At 33.4% G+C, this 12241-nt stretch carries 9 protein-coding genes; all 9 read left to right on the plus strand.

Going from position 1 to position 12241, the window contains the following annotated elements:
- Positions 1-6: 6 nt before the first annotated feature.
- The 9 genes from FQU21_RS02070 to FQU21_RS17825 all read left to right on the plus strand — a co-directional run bounded on the left by FQU21_RS02070 (position 7) and on the right by FQU21_RS17825 (position 12237).
- Entirely contained in the window at positions 7-879 is an 873-nt protein-coding gene (locus FQU21_RS02070) for a PKD domain-containing protein (protein ID WP_147676363.1), read from the plus strand.
- 29 nt (positions 880-908) lie between these two features.
- Positions 909-2348, plus strand: a complete 1440-nt coding sequence (locus FQU21_RS02075; protein WP_147676364.1) for a glycoside hydrolase family 30 protein — start codon at positions 909-911, stop codon at positions 2346-2348.
- A gap of 18 nt (positions 2349-2366) precedes the next feature.
- A complete protein-coding gene (locus FQU21_RS02080) occupies positions 2367-3851 on the plus strand; it encodes a glycoside hydrolase family 30 protein (protein WP_147676365.1) in 1485 nt (494 codons plus the stop codon).
- Positions 3852-3885: 34 nt separating this feature from the next.
- A complete protein-coding gene (gene bglX, locus FQU21_RS02085) occupies positions 3886-6177 on the plus strand; it encodes a beta-glucosidase BglX (RefSeq protein ID WP_147676366.1) in 2292 nt (763 codons plus the stop codon).
- A 127-nt stretch (positions 6178-6304) separates the two neighbouring features.
- A complete protein-coding gene (locus FQU21_RS02090; RefSeq protein ID WP_262712743.1) occupies positions 6305-7693 on the plus strand; it encodes a sugar porter family MFS transporter in 1389 nt (462 codons plus the stop codon).
- Between the two features lie 579 nt (positions 7694-8272).
- The gene (locus FQU21_RS02095) at positions 8273-9613 is read left to right on the plus strand and encodes a UDP-glucose dehydrogenase family protein (RefSeq protein WP_147676368.1); all 1341 of its coding nucleotides are present in this window, start codon (positions 8273-8275) and stop codon (positions 9611-9613) included.
- 43 nt (positions 9614-9656) lie between these two features.
- Positions 9657-10601, plus strand: a complete 945-nt coding sequence (locus FQU21_RS02100) for a UDP-glucuronic acid decarboxylase family protein (RefSeq protein ID WP_147676369.1) — start codon at positions 9657-9659, stop codon at positions 10599-10601.
- A gap of 12 nt (positions 10602-10613) precedes the next feature.
- Positions 10614-11000, plus strand: a complete 387-nt coding sequence (locus FQU21_RS02105; protein ID WP_147676370.1) for a response regulator — start codon at positions 10614-10616, stop codon at positions 10998-11000.
- A 34-nt stretch (positions 11001-11034) separates the two neighbouring features.
- On the plus strand, positions 11035-12237 hold the full coding sequence (locus tag FQU21_RS17825) for a sugar transferase (RefSeq protein WP_147676371.1): 1203 nt from the start codon (positions 11035-11037) through the stop codon (positions 12235-12237).
- The last annotated feature ends 4 nt before the right edge of the window (positions 12238-12241 follow it).

Consider the following 12241-nt stretch of genomic DNA (forward strand, 5'->3'; position numbering starts at 1 on the left):
ATGAAAATGAACTTAAAAATAAAATTTGAAAAAGGTCTTGGATTTTTAGCATTAGTTTTAACTATAATAAATTTTTCTTGTCAGCCCGATGACTTAGGAAAAGGAAATGGACTAGAAGCAACAAATTTAGACGCCGGATTTACAATAACAAATGTGGCAGAAGCAAATAACACCTATTTATTAGAAGCAAACCAAAGTTATATTACTTCAAGTTGGGATTTTGGTAATGGAGCAGGATTTACAGCCGCAGGAACAGAAGAAGAAGTCTTTTTTCCAGATGCTGGAACTTATACAGTTCAGCATAAAATAACCGGTATAGGGGGGATTTCGGCAATAGCCACTCAAAATATAAATGTATTAACATCCGATCCTGTAGCAGGAAATCTAGTTAAAGGTGGAAAATTTGCCGACGCCAATGATTTTGCAGAATGGACTGTGCTAAACATTAGTGCCACCGGTGCATCGTGGGTTTTTTCAGAAGGCCATGCTACCATTGTGGCTAGTGGCTGGAATCAACAAGGCATTTATCAAGCTATAGATGTGGTGGCAGGTAAAGCGTATGAAATAGATATGTTGGTATCCGGCAATGGCAATGAAGATACATGGTTTGAAGTTTTTGCAAGTGCGGAAGAACCTATTCAATGGAGCGATTATGGAAGTAATAAAGTAATGGGCTTAAATACTTGGGATGGGTGCGGTACTGGAGCTTTTAGTGGTTTGCTTTCTTCCGTAGGTTGTGTTAAAAATGCGAGTACGGATGCTATTAGTAATACGGTAACTTTCAGTACTTCTGGAACCATTTATTTAGTAATTAAATGCGGGGGTAGTAAAACTCCTGGAATTACAATTACTAATGTTGAAATGAGAGGTACTAATTAAAACTAATCAGAATAAAAATATTAAATAACATGTCAGCGAATAATCCTCTTATAATTTTTGTATTAAGTTTTTTACTAATAAAATGTTCGTCTTCAGATCCAGATACAAACGATTCTAGTACTACTATACCTATTGAGAATGTAGAATATAGTCAGGTGGATTTATATGTAACAAAAGCAGATCAATCAGAATTGTTTCAAAAACAATCTACAAAAGTTCCCTTATATACGGAAAACGTAAATGTAAACATTACCGTAAATCCAGAAACAACTTATCAGGAAATGGATGGCTTTGGTTTTTCTTTAACAGGTGGTAGTGCTTGGCTTTTAAATAATATGTCGACTACAGAAAGGTCTAAAATTTTACAAAATATTTTTAGTAAAAACAATATTGGAGTGAGCTATTTACGAGTTAGTATTGGTGCATCTGATTTAGATGCTGAGGTGTTTTCGTATAGCGATTTGCCAGACGGCGAAACCGATGAAAAACTGGAACTTTTCTCAATTGAAAAAGATAAAGTACACCTTATTCCAATTTTGAAAGAAATTTTAGCTATAAACCCAGATATTAAAATAATGGGCTCGCCATGGTCTGCTCCCATCTGGATGAAAACCAATAATACCAGTATTGGAGGAAGCCTTAAACCAGAATATTATGCAATTTATGCTAATTATTTCATAAAATATATTGAGGCATATAGAGCCGAAGGCATTGCTATTGATGCTATTACGGTACAAAATGAACCTTTACACGACGGAAATAACCCAAGTATGTACATGGAAGCTATTGACCAAGCTGAATTTGTGAAAAATTTTTTAGGACCAGCATTTAAAACTGCAAATATTCAAACAAAAATTATAGTTTGGGATCATAATGCAGATAATACGAGTTACCCAATAACTATTTTTAATGACCCTGATGCCAATCAATATATCGATGGCTCTGCTTTTCATTTATATAGTGGCTCTATAAATAACCTTAGTACTGTTCATAATGCTTTTCCTAATAAAAACTTGTATTTTACAGAACAATGGGTAGGTGCTAATAGTGCGTTTAATGATAACTTGCTTTGGCATGCACGAGAGGTTATAATTGGAGCAACAAGAAATTGGTGTAAAACGGTTTTAGAATGGAATTTGGCTTCAAATTCAGCACTAGAACCACATACAAATGGCGGATGTACAGAATGTTTGGGTGCGTTAACTATAGACGGCAATACGGTACAGAAAAATGTAGCCTACTATATTATAGCTCATGCTTCAAAATTTGTACAACCGGGTTCTGTAAGAATTCAATCCAATTACCATGTCGATTTACCTAATGTAGCGTTTAAAACTCCAACAGGTAAAATAGTGGTTATCGTTGTAAATAATACATCAATTGATAAAGCTTTTAATATAAAAACACCAAGTGAATCTATAGCAACATCTTTAGATGCTGGTGCCGTTGGAACTTATGTTTGGCAATAACTTAAACTTAAACTACTAATGAAAAATAAATATCTCAGGTTAGTTGTATTACTAACGTTAATAGTGTCCTGTAATAATACTAAAACAGAAATAGAGTCTGTAAGCACATTAAATAAAGAAGAAAAACCAATAACTTCTTTTAAAAATAAAAAAATTCAAGTGTTTACAACAGCTGAAAACACAGATTTAAGATTACAAAAAACAAACGAACTTACATTTTGTAAAGCTAATCAACCAACAGAAGACCAAGTGTCGGTGTTTGTAAACGAAAATAAAACTTTTCAAAAATATATGGGAATTGGTGGCGCAATAACCGATGCATCGGCAGAGGTGTTTGCAAAGTTAGAACCAGAAAAACAAGAGGAGTTATTGCAAGCGTATTTCTCAAAAGATGGTATTGGGTATAACGTAATTAGAACAAGTATTCATAGTTGCGATTTTAGTTCAGCAAGTTATACTTATATTGAAGAAGGTGATGCCGAACTAAAAACATTCTCTATATCTCAGGATAAAAAATTTAGAATACCCATGATAAAAAGGGCAGCTAATATGATAAAAGATCATATGGTTTTTTACGCTAGCCCATGGAGTCCACCAGCCTTTATGAAAACAAATAAAAACATGCTACTTGGTGGTAAACTTCTACCAGAATTTAACCAAGCTTGGGCTAATTATTATGTTAAATTTATTGAAGCTTATGAAGCCGAAGGTTTACCTGTTTGGGGCGTAACGATACAAAACGAGCCAATGGCTGTTCAAATATGGGAGTCTTGTATTTATACAGCCGAGGAGGAGCGTGATTTCTTAAAAAACTACCTAGGGCCAACTTTTGAAAAAGCGGGTATGGGAGATAAAAATATTGTGGTTTGGGATCATAATCGCGATTTAATGTCGCATAGAGCAAATACTATTTTTGAAGATCCTGAGGCAGCAAAATACGCTTGGGGAACTGGTTTTCACTGGTACGAAACTTGGGCAGGTGGCGAGCCAATGTTCGATAATATTAAAAGCATTCAAGAATCCTTTCCCGATAAAAATTTATTATTTACCGAGGGGTGTCAGGAAAAATTCGATCCTACCCAATATCAAAGGTGGTCTAATGCCGAACGTTATGGAAATTCTATGATAAACGATTTTAATAGCGGTGTAGTAGGCTGGACAGATTGGAATATTTTATTAGATGAAACCGGTGGGCCAAACCATGTTGGAAACTTATGTTTTGCACCAATCCATGCCGATACCAGAACAAATCAATTAATTTATACACCATCATATTATTATATCGGTCATTTTTCAAAATTTATAAACCCAGAAGCCGTTAGAGTAAGTACAACTACCAGTAGAAGTACCCTAGAAAGTACTACATTTAAAAACATTGATGGTTCTATGATTACTGTGGTTATGAATAAAACCGACGATAAAATTACTTATAACCTAATAGTTAATGATAATAAAGTGTCTATAGAAATTTTGCCTCATGCTATGCAAACGCTAGTGTATTAAATTTAATATTAGGTTTTAAAACAATAAAAAGTATATGAAAAAAATATTTTTGATTGGTTTATTTTTTATAGGCCTATCATGTAAAAAGTCTATAAACACAGCAAAACAAACTAGCGGTAGTTCTTTTCAATTGCGCATTGAAAATAAGATTGATAGTCTTATAGATATTATGACTTTAGAGGAAAAAATAGGGCAAATGAATCAGTACACCGGGTTTTGGGATGCTACAGGACCAATACCAATAAAAGGCGATCAAAGCGCTACTAAATATAAGGACTTAAAGAAAGGCTTAGTAGGTTCTATGCTTAATGTACAAGGAGCAAAACAAGTTAGGGCTCTTCAAAAAATAGCTGTAGAAGAAACTCGATTAGGAATACCTTTAATTTTTGGATTCGATGTTATTCATGGTTATAAAACTATAGGCCCTATACCATTGGCAGAATCGGCTAGTTGGGATATGGAAGTTATTAAAAAAGCAGCGCAAAATGCAGCCGAAGAAACAGCCGCAGCGGGTATAAACTGGACTTTTGCTCCTATGGTTGATATATCTAGAGACCCAAGGTGGGGACGCGTAATGGAAGGTGCGGGAGAAGATCCATATTTGGGGGCAAAAATAGGGGTTGCTCGGGTTGAAGGTTTTCAAGGTGAAGATTTAGCTTCACCAAAAACCATTGCTGCTTGTGCCAAACACTTTGCAGGTTATGGCTTTGCAGAGTCGGGGCGAGATTATAATACTGTAGACCTCGGGACATCCACTTTATATAATATAATTTTACCTCCTTTTAAAGCGGTAAGCCAAGCGGGGGTGCGTACGTTTATGAATGCTTTTAATGTGTTAAATAATATTCCAGCTACTGGAAATACATTTTTACAGCGCGAAGTGTTAAAAAAAGAATGGCGTTTTAATGGTTTTGTGGTTTCAGATTGGGGATCCATTGCAGAAATGGAAAATCATGGCTATGCCCAAAACATAAAGCATGCCGCTGAATTAGCCGTTAAAGCAGGATCTGATATGGATATGGAATCTAGTGCTTATGTTACAGAATTGGTTAATTTAGTGAATAACGGGACTGTTGATGAAAAACTAATTGATGATGCGGCAAGACGTATTTTGAGAGTGAAATTTGAATTAGGGCTTTTTGATGACCCTTATAGATATTGTAATGAAGAAAATGAAAGAAATATTATAGGAAAAAAAGAATTTTATGATGATGCTTTAGATATAGCTAAAAAATCTATCGTACTACTTAAAAATGAAAACAATCTATTGCCCTTAAAAAAAGAAAATCAAAAAATAGCAGTTATAGGTGCATTAGCTCAAGATAAAACCAGTCCGCTTGGCAACTGGAGAATAGCAGCTGATAATGGTACGGCAATTTCCGTTTTAGAAGGTCTAAAACAATATAAAGGAAATACTTTAAAATACGCTAAGGGTGCCGATGTTTTGGCTCCAGATTCTAAAGTTGCTTTTGTTTCTGAACTTAAAATAAACGAAACCGACACCTCTGGTTTTGCAGAAGCTATAGCTTTAGCTAAAACATCAGATGTTGTGATTATGGTTTTAGGGGAACATGGTTTACAAACTGGTGAAGCAAGAAGCCGAACTCATATAGATTTACCAGGAGTACAACAGGAACTTTTAGAAATGGTATATAAAGTAAATAAAAATATTGTTCTGGTATTAAATAACGGTAGACCTTTAGCCATAACCTGGGCAAGCGAAAACATTCCTGCCATTGTAGAAGCTTGGCAATTGGGGGTACAAAGCGGAAATGCTATTGCTCAAGTGTTATATGGTGATTATAATCCAAGCGGTAAACTTCCCATGACATTCCCTAAAAGCGTAGGTCAAATTCCAATTTATTATAATCATAATAGTACTGGTAGACCTTATGGAGAAGGTAATGATGTTGTGTTTTGGTCGCATTATATGGACGAAAGCAATAAACCTTTATACCCTTTTGGTTATGGATTAAGTTATACATCATTTTCTTATAAAAACTTAAAAATTAAAGTCGTAGAGGGAAGAGAAATTCAAGTTATGGTAGATGTCACCAACACTGGTAAGTTAAAAGGAAAAGAAGTTGCTCAGTTATATATACAAGATAAATATGCTTCGGTAGTTAGGCCTGTTCGAGAATTAAAAGGGTTTAAAATGGTTGAGTTAGAACCTAAAGAAACTAAAACAATTATGTTTATGTTAACAGAAAAAGAACTAGGGTTTTATAGTAATACCGGAAAGTATATTGTAGAACCAGGCACATTTAATGTGTTTGTTGGCGGAAACTCATGGGCTAGTTTAACTCATGCGTTTAATTTAAAATAACGAGGTAAACACAGAGGGAGGTGTGTTTCTTAAATCGCTAAATTTTTATGTTTTAATACATTATAATTAGTATACCATGTAACCAAAACAATAGGGTTTAAAGCGAATAATTCATTATATTAATTTAATTTTAAACAAAATGAAAAATAGTTTTTTTTTACCATTAATAGCCGCGGTATCAGCTTTAGGAGGTCTGCTTTTTGGTTATGATACGGGGGTAATAAATGGTGCCCAATTTTATCTTACAGAATACTTTAACTTAAGTAATGCTTTAAAGGGATGGGTTGTTGGAAGCGCGCTGCTAGGTTGTTTTATTGGCGCCATTGCAGCTGGACCTTTAAGCATCAAAATAGGAAGAAAATGGTCTTTAATAATTTCGGCTATGTTTTTTACGCTATCTGCCTATGGATCGGGGTTGCCAGATATTTTTCCACAATCGGTAAGTGCACTTGTGTTTTTTAGAATTTTAGGAGGTCTAGGTATTGGTGTAGCTTCAATGAACGCCCCTATGTATATTGCAGAAATAGCGCCTTCAAACATTCGAGGCCGTATGGTTACTTATTATCAACTTGCTATTGTTATTGGCTTTTTTGTTGTGTTTTTAGTTACATATTTTATTGGAAATAATTTAACTGATGCAGAAAATATAGCTTTTGGATGGCGCCGAATGTTTTGGTCAGAATTAATACCGAGTCTTTTCTTCTTAGTATTACTTTTTTTTGTTCCCAAAAGCCCAAGATGGTTAGCCCTTAAAGGTAAAGACGACGAAGCTTTATTGGTTTTACAAAAAATTAATGGAAATAAAAAGGCTTCTATGGAGATTATTCTTATTAAAAATTCTTTACATAAAATTAATGAAGGGGCTAAGGTTAACTACTTTTCTAAAGCTATATTTTTTATAATAGCAGTGGGGACCTTACTTTCTATGCTGCAACAATTTACGGGTATTAATGCGGTCTTATATTATGGTGCCGACATTTTTGAAAAATCACTTGGTTTTGGAAAAGAAGATGTACTTGCGCAACAAATACTGCTGGCCTTAGTTAATTTGGTGTTTACATTTGTAGCCATGTTTACAGTAGATAAATTTGGTAGAAAACCATTACTCTATATTGGGTCTATAGGAATGATTGTTGGCTTCTTACTTCTAGGTATTACCTTGCAACAACAGTATGTTGGTGTGCTGTCTTTAATAGGTGTTTTAATATTTATAGCTTCGTTTGCATTGTCTATGGGGCCGGTAGTATGGGTATTACTTTCAGAAATGTTTCCAAATAAAATTAGAAGTGTAGCAATGTCTGTGGCTGTAGCAGGGCAATGGGCCGCAAATTATATAGTGTCTCAATCTTTTCCTGTTGTTATGGGAAGTGAAATTAATAATGGGACCCATTGGAATGGGGCGTTACCATATTTTATATTTATCGCATTTATTTTAATTATTGTATTTATTACGTATAAATTTATTCCCGAAACAAAAGGTAAATCTCTAGAAGAGATTGAAGGGTTTTGGAAATAAGCTTTCTAATAGTAATTTGTTTATCTCTAAAACGATATTAATTACGGGTATAAACGCTCTTAAATATTGTTTAATTGGGTAAAAACTAAACTAGGTGTTGCTCATTTTAACTATTAATAATAAGAACCTTTAAAACTCTTAAAATAAGTGTTTTAAAGGTTCTTATTATTTAATTATAAATCATTAATTATCAATTATTAATGTTGGTTGGAGGGTTTTTCTTGCTTTTTAGAAGCAGCTCATACTGGTACAAATGCTAGTTGAAAAAAAAACTTATAAAATTACCAAAAAGTATAAACATCTATTTTTTTTAAAGCTTAAAAGTTAATTCTCTTATAATTAAGGGTTTATATGGTGTTCTTCGTTTTGTTAAAAACATAATAATACATATAATCGGTTTTTTTGTGCTTTATATCGGTTTTTTGTGTTTATTTTTTCTTAGATTTGAACTTGATGGTTATGTTTCATTTTTCATAATTAATTTAATTATGAAATATATCTATTGAAATTTAGAAATTATTGTCTTAAATTAACATTTTTTTAATACAAACAAGGGGAAACCTTAATAAATATAAAATCATGAAAATTACTATTGTAGGAAGTGGATATGTAGGTCTAGTTACTGGAGCATGTTTTTCAGAAGTTGGTATAGATGTTATTTGTGTTGATATCGACCAAGATAAAATAGATAATCTTAATAAGGGTATTATTCCAATTTACGAACCAGGGTTAGAGGAAATGATTGTTCGAAACATGAAAAAAGGACGATTAAAATTTACAACCAATATTTCTCAATCAGTAAAAGAATCTGAAATTGTTTTTATTTCTGTTGGTACACCGCCAGATGAAGATGGTAGTGCAGATTTAAAGTATGTTGTTGCTGTGGCTCGAGATTGTGGTAAATATATGAAGGATTACACGCTTGTAATTACTAAAAGTACAGTGCCAGTTGGGACTTCTATTAAAGTAAAAAATGCCATTCAAGAAGAGTTGGATAAAAGAAAAGAAACCATAGATTTTGATGTAGCATCAAACCCCGAATTTCTAAAAGAAGGCGCTGCAATCGACGACTTTTTAAAACCAGATAGGATTGTAGTCGGTATAGAAAGCGAAAAAGCAGAAGAGTTGTTAAAACAATTATATAAACCTTTTGTGCTTAATGGACATCCAATAATTTTTATGGACATCGTTTCTGCTGAAATGACAAAATACGCCGCCAATTCTATGTTGGCTACAAAAATTAGTTTTATTAATGATATCGCTAACCTTTGTGAATTAGTAGGAGCCGATATTAATAAAGTTAGAAAAGGAATCGGATCGGATGCCCGAATTGGAAATAAATTTATATACCCAGGCATTGGTTACGGAGGGTCTTGTTTTCCAAAAGATGTTCAAGCATTAATAAGAACAGCTGGAGAATATAATTATGATTTACAAGTTTTAAAAGCCGTTGAGGCCGTAAATAAAGCTCAAAAATCAGTGTTATTCAATAAAATCATGAGTTTTTATGGAGGTGATGTGAAGGGGAAAACCGTGACTTTATGGGGGCTTTCATTTAAACCGCATACCGATGATATGCGTGAAGCACCTTCGTTGGAAATAGTTAGCAAACTTTTAAAAGAAGGCGCTAATATAAAAGCCTACGATCCTGTGGCTATGGAAGAAGCAAAACATCATTTTGGTGATACAATTTCATATTTTAATGACCCTTACGAAGCCTTAATAGACTCCAATTGTTTAGCCATACTTACCGAGTGGCCAGAGTTTAGAATACCTAATTTTAATGTGATAAAGAAATTATTAAAAACACCTGCCATTTTTGACGGAAGGAATATTTACGATAAAGAAGAGTTGAAAGAAAAAGGTTTTAATTATTTCTGTATAGGAGTTGATACCTCTAATAATGTTGTAAAACATTAAACAAGTATTGTTAGCAAATTTTTAACCCCATATTATAATTTATATGAAAATAATACGAAAAAAAGTGCTTGTTACCGGTGGTGCAGGATTTGTAGGATCGCATTTATGCGAACGCCTATTAAATGACGGGCACGAAGTATTTTGTCTCGATAATTTTTTTACAGGACAAAAGCAGAATGTAATACATCTGTTGAGTAATCCCTTTTTTGAATTAATTCGGCATGATGTTACCATGCCGTTTTTTATTGAAGCCGATGAAATTTATAATCTAGCCTGTCCAGCCTCCCCAATTCATTACCAGTATAACCCTATTAAAACGATGAAAACTTCGGTTATGGGAGCTGTTAATATGTTAGGTTTGGCCAAACGAATAAATGCTAAAATTTTACAAGCCTCAACCAGTGAGGTTTACGGTAATCCATTAGTACATCCACAACCAGAATCGTATTGGGGTAATGTTAACCCAATAGGCGAGCGTTCTTGTTATGATGAGGGTAAGCGTGCAGCAGAAACCTTGTTTATGGATTATAACAAACAAAATAATGTAAGTATAAAAATTATAAGAATATTTAATACTTACGGGCCACGCATGCACCCAGATGATGGTAGAGTGGTATCAAATTTTATTGTACAAGCCCTAAAAAATCAGGATATTACCGTGTATGGTAAAGGCGAACAAACACGAAGTTTTCAATATGTTGACGATTTAGTTGAAGGGATGATTAAAATGATGGATGCTCCAACAAGCTTTACAGGCCCTGTAAATATTGGAAATCCACATGAGTTTACAATTATGGAATTGGCTAAAAAAGTTATTGAGCTTACAGGATCTAATTCTAAAATTATTTATGAGCCGTTACCTTCAGATGATCCTATGATGAGAAAACCCGACATTGAATTATCAAAAAAAGAACTCGATTGGGAACCAAAGATAAATTTAGATGAAGGTTTGGCTAAAACCATTGCTTATTTTAAATCGATAATTTAAAAAATAAAAATTATGAAGAAAAAAATACTAGTTGTAGATGATGAGGTTAGTATATGTCTCATTTTAGAAAATTTTCTTTCTAAAAATCACGATGTTATTTCTTTTAATGATGCAAATGAAGCACTTTCATGGTTAGAAGGTACTATTCCCGATTTGATTATTAGTGATATTCGAATGCCTAAAATGGATGGGTTTGAGTTTTTAACAACTGTGCGTCAACGCGGATTTACAAAGCATACCCCGTTTATTATACTTTCAGGAAGAGACGAAAGCAAAGAGCGCATAAAATGTTATAAACTTGGAGCACAGGATTATCTAACTAAACCTTTTAATCCAGAGGAATTAGATGAATTAGTTAAAAAAAATCTATTTCCAATTCACTACGCCGTAGAGTGGTAGTTTTTTAGTGTTTAAATATTGACCTATACAAAATATGAAACCAAATCTAAACCTATTATATATTGGTAATACTCTAGAGTACTTTAACGCAATACATGAGAAAGAAGAGCTGTCTTTAATTGCTTTAAAAAATAGTTTAGAAGCCATACATCATTTAAAATCGAAAGCACCTATAGATGCTATAATCTGTAATTTTAATTTGCCGGGAAATAATGGGTTGTATTTGTTTGATTGGATAAGAGAAAGACAGGAATTTGATAAAATTCCTTTTATCTTATTATCAAAGGAATTTAGTGTTCAGGTCTATAAGGATTCTTTTTTAAAAGGCGTGAATGATTATTATGTTTATCCCATTACACCACTTCAAAATATTTTAAACAGAATAGAGTTTCTTTGTAAGCATAGAGATTTGGTGAAATCTAGGGAAAAACCAAAATCAACCGAAGAGGTTTATAAAATGCCGCTTTCAAAACGAATTTTCGATGTTATTGTGGCATCATCTGTATTATTATTAGCATCACCATTTTTGCTAATAATTATAGCAGCAATACGATTAGAATCAAAAGGAAAAGTGTATTATATTTCCAAAAGAGTAGGTAGAAAAACATTCGATTTTTACAAATTAAGATCCATGCGTACAGGATCGGATGCCCTTTTAAAGAAATTAGCAAAAGAAAAAAATCAGTACAAAAAAGAAGACGCAGCAGCAACAAAAGGTCCTTTTGATACGCCTTGCCCAAGATGTAGCAAATTGCCTGAAGGGCAAACCTGTTCCCCAACCATGTATATAGATACTCATGAAATTTGTGATTATTGGTTCAATATACAAAAGAAAGAAGCGGCTAAAAATAATTCCACTTTTGTAAAAATAGTAAACGATCCAAGAGTAACAAAAGTTGGTAAATTTATTAGAAATACAAGTATCGATGAGCTGCCTCAACTTATAAACGTATTAAAAGGCGATATGTCTATTGTGGGGAATAGACCACTACCTGTTTATGAAGCAGAAACACTAACAGCAGATGCATTGTCTAAACGATTTTTAGCACCTCCAGGAATCACAGGTCTGTGGCAGGTAGAATTAAGAGGAAAAGGAGGGGATATGTCGGAAGAAGAAAGAATGCGACTTGATAATGAATATGCAGACCATTTTAAAGGTGATAATTATTCTTTTTGGTACGATTTTAAACTCATTTTAAGAACAATTCCTGCGCTACTTCAAAAAGATTCAGTTTAAAATT

The sequence above is a fragment of the Algibacter pacificus genome, from assembly GCF_008033385.1.
Classification (GTDB): Bacteria; Bacteroidota; Bacteroidia; order Flavobacteriales; family Flavobacteriaceae; genus Algibacter; species Algibacter pacificus.

Excerpts from the sequence above, each read along its gene's own strand:
- FQU21_RS02105 (WP_147676370.1), top strand. The coding sequence starts at position 10,614 with ATGAAGAAAAAAATACTAGTTGTAGATGATGAGGTTAGTATATGTCTC.
- FQU21_RS02080 (WP_147676365.1), top strand. The coding sequence starts at position 2,367 with ATGAAAAATAAATATCTCAGGTTAGTTGTATTACTAACGTTAATAGTG.
- FQU21_RS02100 (WP_147676369.1), top strand. The coding sequence starts at position 9,657 with ATGAAAATAATACGAAAAAAAGTGCTTGTTACCGGTGGTGCAGGATTT.
- FQU21_RS02095 (WP_147676368.1), top strand. The coding sequence starts at position 8,273 with ATGAAAATTACTATTGTAGGAAGTGGATATGTAGGTCTAGTTACTGGA.
- bglX (WP_147676366.1), top strand. The coding sequence starts at position 3,886 with ATGAAAAAAATATTTTTGATTGGTTTATTTTTTATAGGCCTATCATGT.
- FQU21_RS02070 (WP_147676363.1), top strand. The coding sequence starts at position 7 with ATGAACTTAAAAATAAAATTTGAAAAAGGTCTTGGATTTTTAGCATTA.
- FQU21_RS02075 (WP_147676364.1), top strand. The coding sequence starts at position 909 with ATGTCAGCGAATAATCCTCTTATAATTTTTGTATTAAGTTTTTTACTA.
- FQU21_RS17825 (WP_147676371.1), top strand. The coding sequence starts at position 11,035 with ATGAAACCAAATCTAAACCTATTATATATTGGTAATACTCTAGAGTAC.